This is a genomic window from Marinobacter salinus, from assembly GCF_001854125.1.
Taxonomy (GTDB): domain Bacteria; phylum Pseudomonadota; class Gammaproteobacteria; order Pseudomonadales; family Oleiphilaceae; genus Marinobacter; species Marinobacter salinus.
The window spans coordinates 1,649,168-1,668,920 of the sequence record NZ_CP017715.1; the positions used below are offsets into that span (position 1 = coordinate 1,649,168).

At 53.0% G+C, this 19,753-nt stretch carries 27 protein-coding genes and 1 pseudogene; 2 read left to right on the top strand and 26 right to left on the bottom strand.

The window, feature by feature from the left end; genetic code table 11:
- The first annotated feature begins 327 nt into the window (after positions 1-327).
- Together ggpS and gtfA are read left to right on the top strand one after the other, a co-directional pair.
- Positions 328-2,601 (top strand): glucosylglycerol-phosphate synthase, encoded by a 2,274-nt coding sequence (gene ggpS / locus BKP64_RS07515; protein WP_070968053.1) that lies wholly within the window; start codon positions 328-330, stop codon positions 2,599-2,601.
- 51 nt (positions 2,602-2,652) lie between these two features.
- Positions 2,653-4,095 carry a sucrose phosphorylase gene (gene gtfA / locus BKP64_RS07520; protein WP_070968055.1) on the top strand — a complete coding sequence of 481 codons (1,443 nt, stop codon included), beginning with the start codon at positions 2,653-2,655 and terminating at the stop codon, positions 4,093-4,095.
- A 27-nt stretch (positions 4,096-4,122) separates the two neighbouring features.
- Here the strand turns inward: gtfA and BKP64_RS07525 are convergent, their stop codons facing one another.
- The 26 genes and pseudogenes from BKP64_RS07525 to BKP64_RS07640 all read right to left on the bottom strand — a co-directional run bounded on the left by BKP64_RS07525 (position 4,123) and on the right by BKP64_RS07640 (position 19,729).
- Positions 4,123-4,413 (bottom strand): YkgJ family cysteine cluster protein, encoded by a 291-nt coding sequence (locus tag BKP64_RS07525; RefSeq protein WP_070968058.1) that lies wholly within the window; start codon positions 4,411-4,413, stop codon positions 4,123-4,125.
- On the bottom strand, positions 4,410-4,934 hold the full coding sequence (locus BKP64_RS07530; RefSeq protein ID WP_070968062.1) for a GNAT family N-acetyltransferase: 525 nt from the start codon (positions 4,932-4,934) through the stop codon (positions 4,410-4,412). The genes BKP64_RS07525 and BKP64_RS07530 overlap by 4 nt, the downstream gene beginning before the upstream one ends.
- A complete protein-coding gene (locus tag BKP64_RS07535) occupies positions 4,931-5,161 on the bottom strand; it encodes a hypothetical protein (protein WP_070968064.1) in 231 nt (76 codons plus the stop codon). Before BKP64_RS07535 ends, BKP64_RS07530 begins: the two co-directional genes overlap by 4 nt.
- Before the next feature lie 104 nt (positions 5,162-5,265).
- Complete coding sequence (locus BKP64_RS07540) at positions 5,266-6,306, bottom strand: sulfatase-like hydrolase/transferase (RefSeq protein WP_070968067.1); 1,041 nt, start codon at positions 6,304-6,306, stop codon at positions 5,266-5,268.
- A complete protein-coding gene (locus tag BKP64_RS19295) occupies positions 6,276-6,914 on the bottom strand; it encodes a hypothetical protein (protein ID WP_070968071.1) in 639 nt (212 codons plus the stop codon). Before BKP64_RS19295 ends, BKP64_RS07540 begins: the two co-directional genes overlap by 31 nt.
- 13 nt (positions 6,915-6,927) lie before the next feature.
- Positions 6,928-7,440 (bottom strand): methyltransferase family protein, encoded by a 513-nt coding sequence (locus tag BKP64_RS07550; RefSeq protein WP_198402658.1) that lies wholly within the window; start codon positions 7,438-7,440, stop codon positions 6,928-6,930.
- A 298-nt stretch (positions 7,441-7,738) separates the two neighbouring features.
- Positions 7,739-8,161: an MAPEG family protein gene (locus tag BKP64_RS07555; protein ID WP_070968076.1), complete on the bottom strand. Its 423-nt coding sequence runs from the start codon at positions 8,159-8,161 to the stop codon at positions 7,739-7,741.
- A complete protein-coding gene (locus BKP64_RS19300) occupies positions 8,131-8,418 on the bottom strand; it encodes a GNAT family N-acetyltransferase (RefSeq protein ID WP_198402659.1) in 288 nt (95 codons plus the stop codon). The genes BKP64_RS07555 and BKP64_RS19300 overlap by 31 nt, the downstream gene beginning before the upstream one ends.
- Positions 8,419-8,554: 136 nt before the next feature.
- Positions 8,555-9,073 (bottom strand): uracil-DNA glycosylase, encoded by a 519-nt coding sequence (locus tag BKP64_RS07560; RefSeq protein WP_070968079.1) that lies wholly within the window; start codon positions 9,071-9,073, stop codon positions 8,555-8,557.
- A 56-nt stretch (positions 9,074-9,129) separates the two neighbouring features.
- Positions 9,130-9,705: a M23 family metallopeptidase gene (locus BKP64_RS07565; RefSeq protein WP_083329179.1), complete on the bottom strand. Its 576-nt coding sequence runs from the start codon at positions 9,703-9,705 to the stop codon at positions 9,130-9,132.
- Positions 9,706-9,829: 124 nt separating this feature from the next.
- Complete coding sequence (locus tag BKP64_RS07570; protein ID WP_070968084.1) at positions 9,830-10,117, bottom strand: encapsulin-associated ferritin-like protein; 288 nt, start codon at positions 10,115-10,117, stop codon at positions 9,830-9,832.
- 115 nt (positions 10,118-10,232) lie between these two features.
- Positions 10,233-10,469, bottom strand: coding sequence for a Txe/YoeB family addiction module toxin (locus BKP64_RS07575; protein ID WP_070968087.1), 237 nt, complete (start codon positions 10,467-10,469; stop codon positions 10,233-10,235).
- On the bottom strand, positions 10,402-10,620 hold the full coding sequence (locus BKP64_RS19505) for a GDCCVxC domain-containing (seleno)protein (RefSeq protein ID WP_472387581.1): 219 nt from the start codon (positions 10,618-10,620) through the stop codon (positions 10,402-10,404). The genes BKP64_RS07575 and BKP64_RS19505 overlap by 68 nt, the downstream gene beginning before the upstream one ends.
- Before the next feature lie 164 nt (positions 10,621-10,784).
- Entirely contained in the window at positions 10,785-11,321 is a 537-nt protein-coding gene (locus BKP64_RS07580; protein WP_070968090.1) for a GNAT family N-acetyltransferase, read from the bottom strand.
- A gap of 54 nt (positions 11,322-11,375) precedes the next feature.
- Entirely contained in the window at positions 11,376-12,011 is a 636-nt protein-coding gene (locus tag BKP64_RS07585) for a hypothetical protein (RefSeq protein ID WP_070968092.1), read from the bottom strand.
- Between the two features lie 91 nt (positions 12,012-12,102).
- A complete protein-coding gene (locus BKP64_RS07590; protein ID WP_070968095.1) occupies positions 12,103-12,384 on the bottom strand; it encodes a type II toxin-antitoxin system RelE/ParE family toxin in 282 nt (93 codons plus the stop codon).
- Entirely contained in the window at positions 12,381-12,653 is a 273-nt protein-coding gene (locus BKP64_RS07595) for a CopG family ribbon-helix-helix protein (protein ID WP_070968099.1), read from the bottom strand. Before BKP64_RS07595 ends, BKP64_RS07590 begins: the two co-directional genes overlap by 4 nt.
- Before the next feature lie 144 nt (positions 12,654-12,797).
- Positions 12,798-13,061, bottom strand: a complete 264-nt coding sequence (locus BKP64_RS07600) for a Txe/YoeB family addiction module toxin (protein WP_070968102.1) — start codon at positions 13,059-13,061, stop codon at positions 12,798-12,800.
- Positions 13,058-13,300: a type II toxin-antitoxin system Phd/YefM family antitoxin gene (locus BKP64_RS07605; protein WP_058092928.1), complete on the bottom strand. Its 243-nt coding sequence runs from the start codon at positions 13,298-13,300 to the stop codon at positions 13,058-13,060. Before BKP64_RS07605 ends, BKP64_RS07600 begins: the two co-directional genes overlap by 4 nt.
- A gap of 174 nt (positions 13,301-13,474) precedes the next feature.
- Positions 13,475-14,233, bottom strand: a complete 759-nt coding sequence (locus BKP64_RS07610; protein WP_070968105.1) for a transglutaminase-like domain-containing protein — start codon at positions 14,231-14,233, stop codon at positions 13,475-13,477.
- A 74-nt stretch (positions 14,234-14,307) separates the two neighbouring features.
- Positions 14,308-15,003, bottom strand: a complete 696-nt coding sequence (locus BKP64_RS07615; RefSeq protein WP_157755409.1) for an AraC family transcriptional regulator — start codon at positions 15,001-15,003, stop codon at positions 14,308-14,310.
- Between the two features lie 351 nt (positions 15,004-15,354).
- Entirely contained in the window at positions 15,355-16,263 is a 909-nt protein-coding gene (locus BKP64_RS07620; protein WP_198402660.1) for a ZIP family metal transporter, read from the bottom strand.
- A pseudogene (locus tag BKP64_RS19665) lies at positions 16,235-17,145 on the bottom strand (transposase); the annotation flags it as partial. The pseudogene BKP64_RS19665 and the gene BKP64_RS07620, both read right to left, overlap by 29 nt.
- A 209-nt stretch (positions 17,146-17,354) precedes the next feature.
- Positions 17,355-17,648: a HigA family addiction module antitoxin gene (locus tag BKP64_RS07630; RefSeq protein ID WP_023012140.1), complete on the bottom strand. Its 294-nt coding sequence runs from the start codon at positions 17,646-17,648 to the stop codon at positions 17,355-17,357.
- Positions 17,648-17,926 carry a type II toxin-antitoxin system RelE/ParE family toxin gene (locus BKP64_RS07635; protein WP_031211838.1) on the bottom strand — a complete coding sequence of 93 codons (279 nt, stop codon included), beginning with the start codon at positions 17,924-17,926 and terminating at the stop codon, positions 17,648-17,650. The genes BKP64_RS07630 and BKP64_RS07635 overlap by 1 nt, the downstream gene beginning before the upstream one ends.
- 231 nt (positions 17,927-18,157) lie before the next feature.
- Entirely contained in the window at positions 18,158-19,729 is a 1,572-nt protein-coding gene (locus BKP64_RS07640) for a transposase (RefSeq protein ID WP_070968112.1), read from the bottom strand.
- Positions 19,730-19,753 lie beyond the last annotated feature (24 nt).

Sequence of the window (19,753 nt, forward strand, 5' to 3'; positions counted from 1 at the left end):
CACAAGCGGCGCGTCATGCACCTGAGGGCACAGCCCGAAAATGACGCGCCAGCCCACACACTGCACCATCGGCGTGCATTCCAACACGACGTGTCTGACACAAGTCCAATGCCCCAGAGCACTCTATCCCTCTGTTTTCCCGGGATTACCTGTTGCTGATGCGATGTGCATTGCAGAGCTGGCTGCGTATCCCGGTATGAAAACTGCAAGCACACCTCTCAAGGGTCCCCTGGTTCAGCAAAGCTTTGCCCGTGCTAAGCGGTTCCCGTTTTACTCAACGTTTTGCTGAACTCCTGGACATTAAGGAAGACACATCAGGAGTAGACAATGCTACTTGCCACCGATCTCGACGGCACCTTTCTCGCGGGTGATCCGGAAAATCGCCTCAAGCTTTATCAGTTGATCTCCGCTCACCCTGAAATTGATTTGGTGTTTGTCACAGGTCGGGGGCTGGAATCCGTGCTGCCCTTACTTTCAGATCCGACGATTCCCGAACCGGACTACATCATTTGCGATGTCGGTTGTACCGTGGTGCACGGAGATTCCCAACAAGCGATACAGCCATTGCAGGGCGAAATCGACGATCTCTGGCCTGGGGAGCACATGGTTGAGAGTGCCCTCGCTTCCTTTGAAGGTCTGCAGCGTCAGGAAGTACCGCAGGAACGCCGTGTTTCCTATTTTTGCCACAGCGATGTGGTCTGCGAAAACATGCGGGCACAGGTGGAGGCACTGTCCTGCGATATCCTGTTCTCAGCCGGCAAGTACCTGGATATTCTTCCGAAGGATGTCAACAAAGGACGCACACTGTCCCGCCTGGTTGAGCACCTGGGATTAGAACCGGAAGCGGTTCTGGTGGCCGGTGATACCCTGAACGATTTGTCGATGTATCAACACGAATTCAAGGGTGTCTGTGTCGGCGAGTCCGAGGCGGCACTGTTGGAAGCGACAGAACACCAGGCACGGGTATTTCATGCCGGAGCCACTGGCTGTGGGGGTATTCTTGAGGCATTTGAACACTTCGGCTATCTCGGACACGCCGGCATCGACGCCGAAATTCCCGAGTACATGAACTCGGGAAAATCCGACCTGGTAATCGTCTATCATCGCCTGCCTTATGAGGAGGTAATCGAGAACGGCGAGCTGATCCGGCGCCGCCCCAAATCCCCCAATGGCATCATTCCGACGCTACTGAGCTTTTTTGCCGACGGCAAGGCAGGAGCCTGGGTGGCCTGGTCGATTGACGATCCCGACCTTGGCCCCTTCCAGACTCATACGGAAGTGGATAGCGGCCGCTATGAAAAACTGGTCGCAGCACGGGTGCCGTTGAGCAAAGAAGATGTTGAAATCTTCTATAAGCGGTTCTCCAAAGAAGCCTTCTGGCCCACCCTGCACACTTTCTGGGAGCGGGCCACCTTCCGGGATGACCACTGGCAGGTCTTCCTCAAAGTGAACAAAATGTTTGCGGAACGTACCGCGGCGGAAGCGGCGGAAAACGCCGTGGTCTGGATTCACGATTACAACCTGTGGATGGTGCCGGCGTTCCTGCGCGAGATGCGTCCCGACCTCACCATTGCCTTTTTCCATCACACCTACTTCCCTTCCGCGGATGTGTTCAACGTGCTGCCCTGGCGCCGTGAGATCATTGGCAGCCTGCTGCAATGTGATCATATTGGCTTCCACATTCCCAGGCAGGCCGAAAACTTTGTGGACGTGGCCCGCGGCGTAACCCCGCTGGAAGTCACCCAGAAAATGGGCTGCGCACCACGCTTTCTCACCTATGGGTGCGCGGTGGGGCTGGACGAGATGACGACCGAAATCCGGGTAAATGATCGCAGGATCGGGCTGGGCGCACACCCGGTTGGCCTCGACCTGAATCGTGTTCGCAATGCCCTCTCCGATCAGAGCGTCGTGGCGCGGATGGAAACGCTGCGGGAGGAATTCATGGATATCCGGTTAATCCTGTCCGTGGAGCGGCTGGACTTCACCAAAGGGATTATCGAGAAACTTCACGCCTACGAGCGCATGCTTAACGAGCATCCCGAACTGGCCACCAAAGTCACCCTGTTGATGGTCTGTGTGCCCGCGGCGGCGGGCATGACCATCTACGAGGAATTGCTGTCTCAGATCGAGCAAACGGTGGGGCGCATTAACGGGCAGTTTGCCCAGGTCGGATGGACCCCTGTGCAGTTCTTTTTCCGGGCCCTGCCCTTCGAAGATCTGGTGGCCTACTACACCATGGCCGACGTGATGTGGATTACTCCGCTTCGGGATGGTTTGAACCTCGTTGCCAAAGAATACATCGCGACCCAGGGATTAACCAAAGGCAGCGGTGTGCTGGTTCTGTCCGAGTTTGCCGGTGCCGCCGCCGAGCTGCGCGGTGCCATTCTGGCGAATCCACACCATCCACAGGACCTTGCCGACACCTGTTACTACGCGTTGGCCATGAGCCGCAGCGAAGCCAGGAACCGGCTCAGCGAAGCCTTCGAAATCGTGAGCCGTTATGACATTGAATACTGGGGACGAGAGTTTATTCACGCAGTGGAACAGCGGCGGGAAGGCAAGCTCAAGAAAATCGTGCCCCTGGGCCAGAGTGCGGCCTGATCGGCCCGAAGCCCCCATATACCGGCATTCGCCCAAAGCAGGAGCCAGACCATGCTGCTAAAAAATGCAGTGCAGCTGATTTGTTACCCGAACCGCATCGGCAAAGATCTGAAGGACCTTCACACCGTTGTTGAAAAGCATCTGTCAGAGGCCATCGGCGGGCTGCATATCCTGCCTTTCTTTCCCTCCAACGCCGATGGCGGGTTTTCACCATTGACCCACAAGGAAGTGGATCCGGACTTTGGCACCTGGAACGATATTGAAGCCTTCACACAAAAATACGACCTGTGTGTAGACCTCACCGTGAATCACATTTCCGATGAATCTCCCGAATTCAAAGACTTCATTGTCAATGGTTTTGACTCAAAGTACGCCGATCTGTTTGTTCATGTGGACAAATTCGGCGAGATCTCCCCGGACGATATGGCCAAGATCCACATTCGCAAGGAGAAAGAACCCTTCCGGGAGGTCACGCTCGCGGACGGTACCAAAACCCGGGTGTGGTGTACCTTCACGGAACAGCAGATTGACCTGAATTACGATGCTGATCAGGCTTACACCCTGATGGAAAGCTACATCGGGTTCCTCACCTCCAAAGGCGTGAACCTGCTCAGGCTCGACGCCTTCGGCTACACCACCAAGCGAATCGGCACCAGCTGCTTTCTAGTGGAGCCCGAGGTTTACCGGATACTGGACTGGATCAACGAAGTGGCGCTGAAGCATGGCGCGGAATGCCTGCCGGAAGTGCACGATCACACCAGTTACCAGTACGCGATCGGCCGGCGCAACATGCATCCTTATGGCTTCGCCTTACCGCCGTTGCTGCTCTATTCGCTGTTAGACGCGAACAGCGTGTACCTGAAAAACTGGCTGCGCATGTGTCCGCGTAATATGGTCACCGTTCTGGATACACACGATGGCATCTGTATCCCGGATGTCGAGGGTGTGCTGCCGGACGAGAAAATCAGGGTTCTGATCGACAACATTGATGCCCGCAGTGCGGACCCTATCATGCGCCGCTCCGCGGCCAATATTCATAGCGTTGGCGCGATCTATCAGCTTACCTGCACCTTTTACGACGCCCTCATGCAAAATGACGACGCCTACATCGCGGCCCGGGCAATCCAGTTTTTCGCACCCGGAATTCCACAGGTCTACTACGTTGGGCTGTTTGCGGGCTGCAATGATCATGAGCTTATGGAACAGAGCGGAGAGCTGCGGGATATTAACCGCCACTATTACAGCCTGGATGAGGTGGAACAGGCGGTTCAGAAACCGGTCGTGCAGCGCTTACTGGGCCTTATGGAATTTCGTAGCAACTACCCTGCCTTTGACGGCCATTTTGAACTGAACTACTCCAACAACTCCAGTGTGGCCATGGCCTGGCGCCACGGAGATTACTACTGCCACTTGTTTGTCGACCTGAACTTCAAAACCGTGAAAATCGAATATTACGATGTCGACACCGCACAGACCAAACGGCTTGCCTGCTGATGTTCTGAGTGGAATTCATGGTAAAAACTACATGAATTCCGCTCGCTCTTCCCGGCACTCATAGGAGCCCATTTCAAACTCCCGGCAAATCCACGGACGGTTTTCATAAATCGTGCACATGAACGTTTCCCGGTCTAAAGCGGAGCACCACCCATCCGACAAACGCAGCATGGTTTCACCCCCCCATTTATCGAAAGCAATGTGCTCTTCGGGAACGCCGGTATCGCTGATGATCATGACCTCCAAGCGACAGCAGCAGGCACGGCAATTGGAACAGGAAACCTCAGCGTCGGTTACATCTTTAACAGGAATGGTCATTGATCAAGGCCTTTGCCCAGTGTGATTTCCGGATAGCCTGAATGCGACGGAGTATTCTCAAAGCCCAGCTCGCGCGCCAATTCCAGCATGGGCTTGTTATCAGACAGTATGCTGACCTCCAGGTGGCGATATCCGGCTTGCATTGCCAGCTCCCTGAGATCTCTCAGCAACCGGGTTCCAATGCCCTTACCGTGCCATTCGTCCGAGACAACAATAGCAACCTCTGCATGGCCAGGCTCTGTGGTCCGGGCATATCGCGCAACGCCAATCTCACGCTCTTCACCGTTTTCAGTGATGGTAGCGATCAGCGCCATTTCGTCCGGGTAATCGGGATGCGTAAAGCGATCCAGCATCTTAGTCGGAAGCTCACGCATAGCACCGTGAAACCGCTGGTAGCGTGACTTCTGAGAAAGACCATTAACAAACTCGGCCTCAATGCGGCGGTCCGCCGGATGCATTGTGCGAATCGTGACTTGCTGCCCCGCAACGTCGAATGGATCGGAATAGTCAGGTGGAATCATCTGTCACCTTCTACAGTGCGGAGCGCTTGGCATGCAATGCCCCCAAAACCTACAAGGGACGTAAATAACGCAGTTGAGTCGCCAAGTGCAACCGCAGCCACCAGGGGAATATTGGCGCGACGACCATAGGTGACCGAATAGCTGATGACAGCCAAAATTGTCGGACCGGGAATGACCAGCAAAACGGCCGATGCGATAACAAATGCAAACCAGGATTCAATGATCACGAGACTTTCTCCTGAAAACAAATGCGCAAATCAGCCGCGCAGCCTTTTGTTTCGGCCAAACTTGCCTTTTCGAACCCTAACATCCTCACCTGCCACATCCGTATTCAGGGGCGTTGGTCATTTTCTATACCGTTCGGGAATATTGAGACCCAGTTTCTGACCGACCCACGGCCATGGACGTCTCCCACAAAAAATTCTGGCGAGGAGCCGAGAGGCTCACCCAGCGATGCTCCATAGTGGCTTTTTACCCAAGCTCCATTATAACCGGCAAGTTTAATTAGCGTCGGAAATACCTGAAAATGGCTGGTTCGATCATAACCTTCCGCTTGTGCCGCCTTTAACCTTTCCAGGGTTGCCGCGTCGCTGGCGAAAACCATCATGGGCACAATGCCCTCAAAACGATTTGCCCTGGGCCTGCAGTGTGTGGCCAGTGTCCCGTCATCGACAATGTTCTGTCCATGATCGCTTGTGTAAATAATGACGTAATTCCCGAACTCACCGCTTTCGGACAGCAAGCCTTTAAACCAGTCATCGACGCTCCAACGTATTCCATTCATAAATGAATTCAGAGATTTTTCTCTGTCATTCATTGGCTCACCTGGCCCAAGAGCAGGGGTGAAAATTATGGATTCCGGGGGGTAGCTCCTGAAGTACGGAAAGTGAATGCCATACTTATTAAGCATGATAAAGACCTTACCGGGTTGTTTTAGCAGATCAATCAGCTTGTCACGAGCAACTCCGTCACTCTCGTAGGCGACGCCCTGGCGAAGCCTTAGCAGTTCGTCTATAAAGGTCGCTTCCTGTTTGTTCATGAAGTTTTGGTAGTTTCCCCATTCCTCTGCGCTCTGCGCATCCAGGTAAACATTGTAATACCCTGCCCTCTTGGTCAATTGCCAGATTGAGGGTGTCTTCAAGCTCATTTGATCGTGGTCCGGGATCGCCCCTTTTCTGATACCCGTCCTGAGGATGAGGTTGGAATAATCACTGCAGTTTGACGCCGAAGCGGCCAACCCGAAATTGATGAGGCCAGTTTCCACCGAGCGAAGATAGGGAGTCGTACCTTTTCCGTATCCATTGATTCCCAGAATGTCCGCACGGATACTTTCATCCACAATCAGAACGATTTTCTCAACCTGCGATTCCAAAGAACCCGAGTAATTGGCCTCAGATCTCTCGCCCTCGTAGAGGTCGCTTTGGCCGGCAAACATAAGCAGTGCCGGAACCCTGAAAAAAGATGGGTATCGATCAAAATTCCATCGCTGTTCAGCAGAACAATAAAGGCAAGTAGTACTGTGCTGACTGGAACGGCATAGAGCTTTCCGGGGATGTTTAATTTTAAAAGGCCTGGCAAACGTTCGGTGAAAATAATAAGCGGCACTAGAATGATAAAAAGCGGCAGTACCGCCAGACCAATATTCTCAACCACGGCCCCGGCCCACCATTGAAAATAACTCACAATCAGGTCTGCCTGTTGGAAATCGATGGGCGCGTTTGAGACAAGGAAGGAGCCGATATTGGAAAGAAAGAAGAACATAAAAAATGGCAAGGTGATTTTTCGAATAAGACTGCGGCCACTAAAAAATATTAAGAAAACGCCTGCCAGACTCCAGAGAAACACCAGCACTGACAGGATTAACTCTATTACCTTGCCTTCACTCCACAGAAACCGAAACGGAGAGAAAAAGTCGTAGAACATACTGAATTCTACGAGCAAAAGAATCGAAACCGTCCCAAGGCTGAGAATTTTTCTCAAGATGTAATTTCTCTCAATAAATGCCGGGGATCAACCTGTAGCGCACACGTTGCACATAGTCTCGATAGCCCGGTAACTCTTCCTGTAAAGTCTTGTCCTCTAGTGCGGTCCTGATCACCGAGATAATTGCTGCTAATGCCGCAGGTATAAGGGTCCATACCGAGCCCAGCGCAAGAACGATACCGAACAGTGGAAGAATATTTCCGGCATAACCCGGATGCCGAACAAACCTGTACGGGCCGGTATCACACACCACATGCCCTCGTTCCGTCTGAATACTTACCACGCTGAAGAAAAAACGGTTCTCTGCCACTGCCCATGCAGCGAAGGCATAACCGAACGCGATCAATATGAATCCAATTACATTGATCCATAGCGGAAATTCGGGGGACCAGTTATAGCGATGGTCCAGCCCTGCCACAATAACCATAGGGTAACTGATACTCACTGCCATCAGCGGAGCAAGCACTTTATCCCAGGCCTTTGCGTTTCGGATAATTTCAATATTTTGCCGTTCAGCCGTCAATCCGGGGTGTCGCTGTTCCGCCCATATACGCCCCCCAATACCCACGGATAAGATCAGCAGGGAGTAGACCCACGCTTGCCACCAACCGAGATCCCAAGCACATGCAAATAAAATCCGTAACTTCTAAGGAAACAAAATCTCAGGGATGAGATTTCACAGATATCATGACTCTGGTCATGACACCCGCTCTGAATAAGAGCTCCTGGCCGGAAGCCGGCGTTTGCATTTCACCGCCGACCCAAATTGCGCGCATGGTGCCGCAGGCGCAATGTAATGGATGTCACCGCGCCTGCACTGGTTAGGGAAGTGCCAAGAGGATCTGAATGCTCATGGTGAACATGCACACCACTCCGACTGCATAAGCCACCGTTCGCCAAGGCTGAATTCCGCACAGATAAAATAATGTATGCAAATAGCGAGCTCCCGTGAATATCGAGAAGAGCCAAACGGCCCAACCGGGAGTGGCGCCAACCCAAATGTATGCCACGCCCAAGGCCAGGAAGATGGGGATATTCTCGAGGTCATTTAACCAGGCGCGGGCTGCTCTCTGAACTTGGGGCAACTCCTCTTCGGCGGCCTCCCGCCTCACGAAGGCGGCATCTTCGGGGTTCTTGAAGGTCAACTTCCCGATTCGATGGAACCCCTGATATGCGGATATGGCAAACATCTTAAAGAACAGCAACACTGAAGCTACCGTGTACCAATATTCTGCCTGATCCATGGTGTTTCCTTACCCCCTGGCGCGGAGCTTTGCGGCAGTTTTGGAGCCGCGCAGCGGTGGAAAAAGTGTCCGGCAACGCCGGCTGGTTCAGGAAGTCGCAGCTGTTGAAACCCAACATGTAATGCACCGCGAGCAGCTTCTGATGCATAGCCTTTCCCCCAGTGGGCTAACGATAACCCCCAACCGCGCTGCTTGATGAGCGAACGACTCAAAATCGCTTTCTTGCCATTGCCGCAAATGTAGCCGCTCGGTTTCAAATTCCAATAACTCTGCCATAGCAGGATGTGCCTTACTTCTGAAGCCTAACGAATGAATTCAGTAGCGTTTGAGGCGACGTCCGTTTTTTGCGGCAGCAAAATGGATGGCGGGTCAAACGTCCTCTGCAATGATTTGTTAGATGACATTTTCCATCCCGCTGATGAAATCTCTCTTTCCACCGAATGAAGGATGTCTGATATACAAAAAGTTTTCGCCCGGAAATGCCTTGGACAGGCCTCTCATTCCCTTCCAGCCAACGGAAGCGACGACGTCTGGCCGATACCATTCCCGAATTTCCCGCAAATAGCGCACCCCCTCATCAATTTCATCATTCGTTGGCGCCCTGTTCGTGGCTTGGGTGGATTCCGGATGTGGGTGGAACGGAAACGAATTCCAGAAAAGCGGAGTGTTTTCCTTCGCGTAGAGATATTCCCACACGATAGTTGCAGTGTTTTCAGACTCGACATAAGGCAGTGAAATTTGGGAATTCAGCTGCTGAAGAAGAGGGTGTTGGCCATCCTGAAAAGCAGCACCACTGGTGAATGGGATACCAGTTACACCGCATCCCTTGTGCCCCGGAGCCTCACCAACTAACAAGATTTTTTTCGTTGACGGAAAGGCATTCATATATTGAAAGTACAGCCGAAGGTTCACTAGTGCACCCTTCCGCTTGTATGGGTTCGCAACAGTAGAGCTGCTCTCGCGGCCCGCTAAATCATCGAAGAATTTGTCGGATAACACAGTCGTTGCCTTTGTCCTCTACGTTCGCCATTACCAGCGCGCAAGAGCAAAGCGAAGCGACGCTTTTGCGCGTTCAAGTTAATGGCGTTTTTATGCACTTCTTTCTTTCGGCTTATCACACTGTTAATCGACAATGACCGCCCGTTAAACTGGAGCCCTATCTCTTTACCGTCTTTTGCTGCACCAATGTGAAGATGCGGTTCAAGTGTATTCCCCGAATTGCCGATTTTAGCCAACGGTTGCCCCGAAGTCACAACCTCCCCTGGATCCACTCTAATACTGCCTGCCTTTAAGTGGGCCATGAATATATCCGCCTCAGCACACTTCAGCACGATATAATTGCCCTCAGGATGCTCTGTATCGGGATGTCCGGGAGGGTTGTCTGGCAGACTTTTGCGGACCTTGAAAATGCTTCCCTGGCACGGACTATAGAGTGTCTCTCCAAAGATTTCATAGGCGCTCAACGCTCGAGGAGCAATACCGTCTGCCCGATTACCAAGCGAGTTCAGCTTAACGATATCTATAGCCATCTTGCTGCCACTCATGGCGGTGATTCAGAAGTAGTGACCTGCTTCCCTCTCGCTCCATCCCTCCCCAGTCGACAGGATTGAGCTGGATGCGCTCTGGTGGAGAGCTGCAGGCCCACAACCTTAATGGCCTTGTATGCATTTATTTGTGAGCAATTGGCTTGTCTGTAAATAAATAGTCTTTTAATTCTTTATCAAACCGGGGATCTTGTCTCCTGATCCATTCCAGAACCATCGCAGCATGCTCTTTTTCTTCATCACGGTTGTGAACAAGGATTGCTTTCAACTCCTCGTTTTTACAGGCATCAACTCTTTGGTTGTACCAGTCCACTGCTTCAAGTTCTTCCATAAGTGATGTGAGAGCTCTGTGCATATCTCTTGTTTCATCCGAGAGCTCACTTATTGGTTCATGGTAACCTTCGTTTGACATCTTTATCTCCTCGATAAATGAAATTTATATTGTGATGCATAACGCGGGGCTTTGCGGAAATTTTGGAGCCGCGAAGCGGTGGAAAAATTGTCCGGCAACATCGGCTGGTTATGCATTATTCGTAGTGGCTCCAGAGTCTGAGAACTTTCACTACTCGCTCGTCCTCAAGAACCTGGTAGACCAGACGATGCTGAATATTGATACGGCGTGAGTAGGCTCCCGCAAGATCGCCAATAAGTTTCTCAAACGGTGGCGGCTTGCGGTATGGGTCTTCCCCGTTTTTTTCACTTACAACACCCTGACCCTTGCTGAATGGGCGGACACGGCACGGTGCCGTATGAGCAAAAGACACAGCAGTCTCCCTGCTTCGGCTTGAGTAAAGTACGACAAGATTCACACTCGTAAAAGTACTGGCAGGAATCCGTAGGCATAGTTTCCGTTTTCTGATGACCACAATTTGGGCATTTGATTATCGATTCCAGAACTATCTCGACCATAGCCATGTTCTCCTATTTCCCTGGTGCTCATCGGTAACATTCTCGGCGGTACAGGTTTGTTCGCGATGCTGGCCTTATGGTCTATGTTCATTCGAAAGGCAGTATTTAATGGACTTACCCCGATACGCCTGACGCGAATTTTTATGTGATTCTCGGTCCGGTAGATAGGTTTACCAATACCGAGGATCATTAAATGCCTCAACGCAACAAGCCTGTCCCAGTGGGAGCTCAAGACTGCCCCCACCCAACGACTGCCCCAGCCAACCCTCTGGATGAGCTAGTTTAAACGGCGCTTCCGCAACCTCTTGAGGTACGTGCTCGAAACTCACTTTTGAATAATAGTTCGGATCACCATAGGTAAAAATGAGTTCGACACCCAGTTCACGTAAGCGCTTAATGCCAAAATGAATCAGTTTTTGGCCAACACCTTCGCCCTGGTGGTCTGTATCAACAGCTACCGGTGACAGCATAAAAGCTTTTACGGGGGAGCCGAACGACAATCTCGTGAAAAAGATACAGCCGACTATCTGCCCTTGCTCGGTAGCTATGAACCCGAACAGGTCATCGGTTTCGGTCCCGTTCATCAACTCATGCACCAAATGCCCAATCAGCTTTCCCTCGGACTCACCTTCTGAATCAGAGAACGTCCGGGTAAACAGGGCCTCAATTTCCTGTCGGTCAGACTCGCTATACGTCGAAAATTTCATGTCTTGGGAATCCTGTGGAGGCCCGTCAGGGCCCGAACGGACTGCAATTTTTTGTTAGCGGGCGATTTCGCCAATGCGGTTTCCCGTCAAATGAGTTGAAAATGCTACATATATTGTTGCTAGTGCGCCGATGAATAGAATCCAGTCAATCGTCACGCCAAGCCGGCCAGCGCCGAAGGCACCATAGAATAGACCCACTGCGCTCAACACAAGGCACCACACCCTAGATCCCAATCCGCGCAGCACCAGCGTAAATCCGATGATAACCGATAGCGTAGGGCATGGGACTAGCCCCGTTGGTGCTGAATAGAGGTACGCGGTGGCCCCTGTGTCCTGGAGAAAATGAGGATAAACCCAACCAAAGAGGATTAGTAAAGCTCCGGGAATCGTAAGCCGCATTGGAGCAATGCTTAGACGTTCTATCTCAATACGTGCTGCGATCCCGATCAACACGACACCTGTGAGCGCGAAGAAAAATCCGTTGAACGGGTTCCCATGAATCCATGCAAGGGCGCTAACGGAGAGCATCGGCGCTGCGAGTAGTATTCCAAAGAGTCGTCCTTTCAGGCGCAGCCCAGCAAACAGCCCAAAAATGAGCGCTGCGAAATATCCGTGCCAAAAAATGGCAAGAAGACGCCAATCATTGGCGATGGCGCTGAGCCCAGCGAGAATTTCTTCTGGAGTTGGCATAGTTTATAGCCCGCTAACGCGGAGCTTTGCGGCAGTTTTGGAACCGCGCAGCTGTGGAAAAACTGTCCGAAAACAGCGGCTGGTTAAATTGCTATCGTTCACCTTCCAGCTCGTGCCATACCCTTAGAATGATGATGGCACTGACATGTACGGAGTAGCGAACAACGTACTTGCCAAAGACCATGTCGCGGATGGAATCAGGTACCGGTGCCATTTCAACCGGTGTTCCCATTCTGGGGAAGTCTGGTAGTAATTCGATTTTGCTAACCAGTTCTGTGGCTATCCTGCCTGCCGCAGAAGGATTGTGAACCGCGATAAACTCCCTGAGGCGCTTCAAATCTTCAATGGCTTCGTCCGTGTAAACCAGTTTCACTTACCTGACCTCGGTGCATCCTGCTCGTTTTCAGTTCCCCAGCTATTGAGCCAGCTATGGACCTCGCTAGCATCGACCACCTTTCCTTGGGCAGCCGACTCCATTGCCTCCAGCGTTTGCTGCCAACGCTCCTGCTCACGCTGCTGCTTTTCAATATATTCTGATAGCGCCTGATTGATCACCCAGCCTTTACTCCGATGGAGTCTGCCGGCAATTGCTTCCAGATGTTGTTCAACTTCTGCCTGAAGACGAACGGTAGTGACGCTCATGACTGTACCCTCAATGCTAGTGACTACAGTGTATTACAGCATAGTCGGCTAGGGTGCAGCAAAAGAATTTAACGCGGAGCTTTGCGGCAATTTTGGAGCCGCCAAGCTGTGGAAAATTGTCCGGCAACAGCGGCTGGTTATGCATTATTCGTAGTGGCTCCAGAGCCTTAAAACCTTAACCACACGCTCGTATTCGAGCACTTGGTAGACCAGACGATGCTGAATATTGATACGGCGTGAGTAGGCTCCCGCAAGATCGCCAATAAGTTTCTCAAACGGTGGCGGCTTGCGGTATGGGTCTTCCGCTATCAGCGCTAATAGTTCCTGGGTTTTTGGTTTGAGGCCGCTGGAGGCTAGTTTCTTTGCATCTTTTTGGGCTTGCTTGGTATAAACCAACTTCCATGTCACCAGTCCAGCTCCTCATCGCATTCATCCACGGGGGTGTCCATCCCCTCGCGAATAGACTCACGCATACCCGGTACCGAGAGCAGGTAAAGTGTTTCCTGTATTGCCGACCAATCTTCCTCGGATACCAAAACCGCTTTGTTCCGCTTACCCATAATGACGATTGGCTGGTGGGACTCGGCAGTTTCATCAATCAACCGATAAAGGTTGCTGCGCGCCTCAGTTGCTGTGATTCCGGTCATGACGCACCTCTTGCGTGTTTAACTTTTATCAAGTGTACGCCTATAGGTACGTACGTCAAGACGAACGCTCTGCATAACGCCAGCCAGCATGCGCGGCTTTGGAATGGAGGCGAAGCCGCAATGAAAAGACGTGGGTTCTACCCCGTTACTGCGGACATTCCTAAAAATATACACCTAATCCTGTCGAATCATCCTTGTGAAGGGCTTCCTTGACCGACCGCTGATTCCCCGCCTGCGAATACGGTCGACGTTACGGTTCATTAAGTGGCGGAAGAGGTATCGGAACAGCCACTTCTTCACCCCGGCCAAATTGCTGTGAGTGGGGTAGAAATCGTCCGGCCGGGCGTAAACACCGAAATCATCAGCGATACCTTCATTCTGAATATAGGTGTTTTCCCCGTGCCAATCTATGGGTGGCTGAGCCAGGCAGGGCGTGGCGACGCCGTACCCCGAAAACGTTTTACACTCGTCACCAAAGCGCGCCTGGACCTGGCCTAAATAAGCCCTGTCGATAATGTAACCTTCAAGGTTGATCCAGCGACCGTCCAGGTAAACTTCCACCCAGCTGTGAACGATGCGTTCCGGGGCAAGCGCGAATAGGTACCAAGGAATGGCACCGCGCTGCAACTCGTTGTGTATGGTGAAGCCATGGAAGCGATTGCTAATGCCCACGCCCCGGAGCAGCGCCATCAGTAAAGTGCCTTTGGTGTTGCACTGACCATATCCGTCTTTGAGCACCTGGCTGGCGGGAATGGTGTCGTCGGTATTGTACCCGAAGTGGATATCGTCCCGCACAAAGGTATAGATGGCGCCGATGGCGTCATAAGGCGACAACTCGCGCCAGCATTTCGCTTTGATCAACGCCTGAAGGCTGGGGTGGTCGTAGTCCAGCATTGGCGTCTGCGACAAATAATCATTATCCGGACTGTTCATGGGCGTCTCCTCCTGTTAAAGAACATGTACTGTCAGTGTACTTTGGAGGCGCCCGGAATAATTGAATAAACTGGCTATGAGAAAAGTCCGCCGGCCTCTCGAATGGACAGCCCGAAAAGGCTTTTAAAGGTCCGGCTCAAATGGGCGCTGTCGGAGAAGCCAGCTCCATAGGCCGCTTCGGTGGCGGAGGCTCCCTGGGCCAGGGCGTTTATGGCACAGATCAAGCGCCGCCAGAGCACGTAAGGGCGCCAGGGTATATGCATCTGTTCGCGAAACAGGTGGAGAAAACGTCCTTCCGACAATGACAGGGACCGTGCCACTTCTACGGCGCGCCAGCCGGCGGGTTTAAGGCAGGCCCCGGAGAGGCACTCGTCCAGTTCTCGCAACAGTGTTCGCAATCGCTCATCCGCAACGGTTGACGCGGTATCGCCGGTGGACTGGGCCAGAAATTCTTGTTTCATGTCGAGAGCGCCGAACAGGCCACCAAGGTGAGCGGCCGGATCATCTTCGGCACTGGGTATGAGTGGCGTAGCAGCCGGCAACTCTTGCAAGGCAATCATGGCCTGATTGCCGAGTAGCTGCGACAGCCGCGCTCCCAGAGCGCTTTGCGGTTCCACCAGTATGACCCAGCCGCTATCCATCGTCAGCCGGTGGGCAACCCGCGACTGCACAACCACCGCTCCATGCACAACCAGATCGTCATGGCGGCAAATCGCCTTCTGACCGGCGGGCCACACCACCTGGATAGGGTGATGTTTATGGCTTTTCACCTCTAACGTGGCTCCGAAAACCATCAATAGCCCGGGTTTTAGCCAAACGGTAGGAGGTCTTGGCTCCGCAGGTGGGTGTCCCATAGACATTCAGTTTACCTCTGGAGCATCGCCCGATCTATATGGAATTAATAACTCAAGTCTCGGAGTTCGTTTTAGACTGGGTCCGTGGTACAAATCCGTCCTCGCCACTGGCCATGCCCCTGCTGCGCACGCCCTGTAGTGGCACGACCAGTCAGTGCATTACCTGGACCCAATGCATTACCCTTTACGCATAACGCTACGCTCTGTGGCAAATTTGTAGCGCAGCGGAAAATTTGTCCAACAGCAGCACCTTGATAGCTGACTCGTTCATGCATTCCACATCGCGAGGCATAGCGTCAGCGCTATCCCCACTGAAAAGAAACCGAAATGCGTGGCTGCGGCGCGGAAGCTTTTATTTGCCTTGATCTCCGGTACCAAGTCGGAAGCGGCAATGTAAATGAAGTTGCCTGCGCCAAAAAGCACCAAGCCGGACACTTCAAACTGTTGAGCTGCAAAATAAGCGACCAGGGCTCCCAGAGGAAAAGTCAGTGCAGAGAGGAAATTCCACAGCAAAGCACTTCGTCGAGGAAAGCCACCGCGCACCAGAATACCAAAGTCGCCCAACTCCTGTGGAACCTCGTGGGCTGCCGCCGCAACCCAAGCGGTAACGCCGGCAGCAGGATTGATCAGGAAGGTACTAGCAATCCCCAGGCCGCCGAGAAAATTATGAACAGCATCGCCAATAAGGATCAGATAGGTTACCGGTTTTCGTCCTGTAGGTTCGGAACTGTGTGAGTGGTGCCAGTGAAGAAACAGCTCCAACCCCAGAAAGGTGACAAAACCAGCGGCGAGCCACACGCCGGTTACCAACGGGTCGAGGGCGGCAGAACCCTCTGGAATCATGTGAAACAAGGCACCGCCAATCAGTGTTCCCGCTGCAAGGGAGACAAAGGGTAGCAGCAAGCGATCAAGGGTGGCCGGTTTAAGCACTACGGTGACACTGCCCACCAAGGCGATCGCACTCATGAGAAATCCACCGATGACAATCCAAATCAAGTTATCGATATGCGATTCCTTCTTGGCAGCTAACGAGGCTGTAGAAAAACCCGAATCCAGGCCCCAGCCATGAACCTCGGCTTTTCGACGTGCTAAGCGCCGGTGTTGCTGGTTTCCAGCAAGCTCTTCCTCAGGGCATCCACTCTCGGTATCACGCCGCCAACCACCCGTAATTCGCAAGCTTCTCAATATTGTGCACCAGGCAGTATAGCTGCCACTGGCCCTGCACCTTCTTTTTGCCCCGCAAACTGAAGCGATTGAGCCCCTTATTCGTGCCAATGTTGCCGAACACCGGTTCCACCACCGACATGCGGTGGCTATAGATCTCTTTCCCCTGCGGGCTGTCCACACGGTGTTTCATTCAGTCGGTGTAGTTTGGCAGGCGCAGGTGAGGGTTACCGGATCGAACTGAAATTCACTGGCCGGGACGATGTCTTTCCAACCCGTAGTCGGCTGGCTCTGATGCCGCTTGCCGTACTTGTCTTTCTGGTTCTGGAACTTCGGGTCGCGGCTGCGGAATTTGTTGTCGGGCACGTAGCCGTTGATCTGCCGTTCGTGCAGGTATTTCATGTTCGCTTCGTTGGCGAAGCCGGTATCGGCCGTGATCACAGTGCCTTGCTGATAAATGCTGTCAGCGATACCCAGCTTCTTGAAGCGGGTTTCCACACTCTCCAGTACCGGTTGCAGCGTGTGGTGTTCCTGGCCTTCGCCAAAGGCCTGGGCATCGATAATGACCTGGTGTTTCTTGTCCACCGCAGCCACGCCGTTATAGCCCTGGATCGTGCCCTTGCTGGTGGTCATCTTGGCGCTTTCGTTATCGGTGATGTTGCTCTTCACTTCCTTGTTCCGTTTCCCCCGGCCCATCCTTGGGCAGTTCGTCTTTAGGAAGCGGTCGACTTTCCTGGCGGCCTCATCCAGGGACAGGATGGTCTTGGCTCGTCGGATGTCCCGGTCCAGCTCCGCTTCGGTCTCTGCCTCGTCCCGCTCGTAATGTTCCTTCAAGTGGTGGCGGATCAATCGTCGCAACTTCTCCCGTTTCTCATCCAGCTCCTTGAAGGTGCCGGGCTGAAGCTGTTCCTGGTAGTTGATCACGACCATGGCGTCCTGACCGTAGTTGTAGTGCTTGAAGCGGGGCATTCCGACGGCTCCTTGTCTGTTTGCCTGATCCTACCAATCTGGGAGGGGATTTTCGGGGTCTTTCTACAGCCTCAACGCTTGGCTTTTCGGCGTGCCGTAGCGCCAGCGCAGGCGCGTCCGACAACAGCCACTGGTTAAGCTGCTTCGAAGTCCAGGCGATGAATACCATCCAGATTGACTGTGCCGCGAGCCACCCATAGGTCATACATATCTTGCATCGCCAACCAGCTCTCAGGAGTGCGCCCGAGAACCTTGGACAGCCGCAAAGACATTTCAGGGCTAATGCCACTATCTCCTTTGAGCAGCCGAGACAAAGTAGAAGGTGAAACGCCCAGACTGGAAGCAAGCTGACGAGAGCTGATACCGAAAGGCTCCAGGTACACCTCGCGAATGAATTCACCAGGGTGCGGCGGATTATGCATAGTCATTAGTGATAATCCTCATAATCAAGAATGTAGGCGTTGCCGTCCTGGAATTCGAACGTCATGCGCCAATTTCCGTTAACCCTAATCGACCACCGGCCTTTGTCTTTGCCCTTCAATGGATGAAGCCGAAAACCAGGGATATCCATGTCTTCCACTGAAGTCGCCGTATCCAGAGCAGCCAGCTGCATACGCAGCTTCTTGGCATGGTCGGGTTGTATGCCAGACGTGTGGCCGGTCGAGTAAAACCGCTTCAGTCCTTTGTGACGGAATGATTTAATCATGAGGGAATACTAGCATGTTGCGCACCACGCAACAATAGAGCTTAACGAGGCTGTAGAAAAACCCGATTGCGAGTCGCTCCCAGCGCCTGGTTCCTAAAATTTTTGTCGCAGCCATCAGCTAGCCGATTATTGCCATTGCGATGTTCAGCCATCAGTTTCGGCCCGTTGACGGTCTTAGTGCCGGTATTACTAGCATTCAGCGGCCACATTTCTGGCCTTCCACCCTCGGCATTACGCCGCTAACCGCCCGTAATTCGCTAACTTCTCAATATTGTGCACCAGGCAGTACAGCTGCCACTGGCCCTGCACCTTCTTCTTGCCTCGCAAGCTGAAACGGTTCAGTCGCTTCGTGGTACCAATGTTGCCAAATACCGGCTCTACCACCGACATCCGGTGACTGTATATTTCCTTGCCCTGCGGACTGTCCACCCGGTGTTTCATCCAGTCGGTGTAGTTTGGCAGGCGCTTGTTTTCGATGGTAAACGAGACCTGTCTTCCGGAGCCTTTGCGATGGTTGGCGGACGCGGGGTTCTGCATACACTGATGCTTCTTCGGGCAGTGCCGGCATTGCAGCAAACGCCCTTCGAAATGCACCCGCATTTTGCCATTCTCGGCTTCGCGTGTGGCTTGGTAGCTGATGGAATTACCTGCCGGGCAGATGCACGTCATGGTTACCGGATCGAACTGGAACTCACTGGCCGGGATGGTCTGCTTCCAGCCTGTATCCGGCAGATTCTGATGACGCTTGCCGTATTTGTCTTTCTGGTTCTGGAACTTCGGATCCCGGCTGCGGAACCGATTGTCTGGCACGTAGCCGTTGATCTGTCGTTCGTGCAGGTACTTCATGTTGGCTTCGTTAGCGAAGCCGGTGTCGGCGGTGACGACCGTGCCTTGCTGGTAAATACTGTCAGCGATGCCCAGTTTCCGGAATCGGGATTCGACGGTTTCCAGTACCGGTTGCAGGGTGTGGTGTTCCTGGCCTTCGCCGAAGGCCTGGGCGTCGATGACGATCTGGTGTTTCTTATCCACCGTGGCTACGCCGTTATAGCCCTGGATCGTGCCTTTGCTGGTGGTCATCTTGGCACTTTCGTTGTCAGTCAGGTTGCTCTTCACTTCCTTGCTCCGCTTCCCACGGCCCATCCTTGGGCGGTTCGTCTTTAGGAAGCGGTCCACTTTGTTCATGGCTTCATCCAGCGAGAGGATGGTGTTTGCCCGACGGATATCCCGATCCAGTTCGGCTTCGGTCTCCGCCTCGTCCCGTTCGTAATGCTCCTTCAAGTGGTGGCGGATCAGTCGTCGCAGTTTCTCTCGCTTTTCGCCCAGTTCCTTAAAGGTGCCCGACCATTCTTTGGCGGCGTTGGAGGACATCTTGCAGCCGTCGATAGCGAAGAGTTCGTTGCCCAGCAATCCCTGTTCGTGGCACACCAGCAGTACCTGTTCGAACAGCTCTTCGATTTCCTCGGCATGGCTGCTGACGAACTTCGCCAGGGTGGTGAAGTGGGGAACCGTATCGCAGGACAAGGCTTTGAAGATGATGTTGGTCTCGCAGCACCACTGCATCTCACGGCTGGAGGTGATGCCCTTGGAATAGGCAAACAGAATGATCTTCAGCAGGATGGCCGGATCGTAGGCCAAACGGCCAGTGTCTTCGTTGCGGTATTTGGGATGGAAAACTGACAGGTCTAGCTTATGTTCGATCAGGTAGTGCACCGCGTATTCAAAGGTGCCGGGTTGAAGCTGTTCCTGGTAGTTGATCACGACCATGGCGTCCTGGTCGTAGTTGTAATGCTTGAAGCGGGGCATGCCAACAACTCCTTGTCCGTTTGC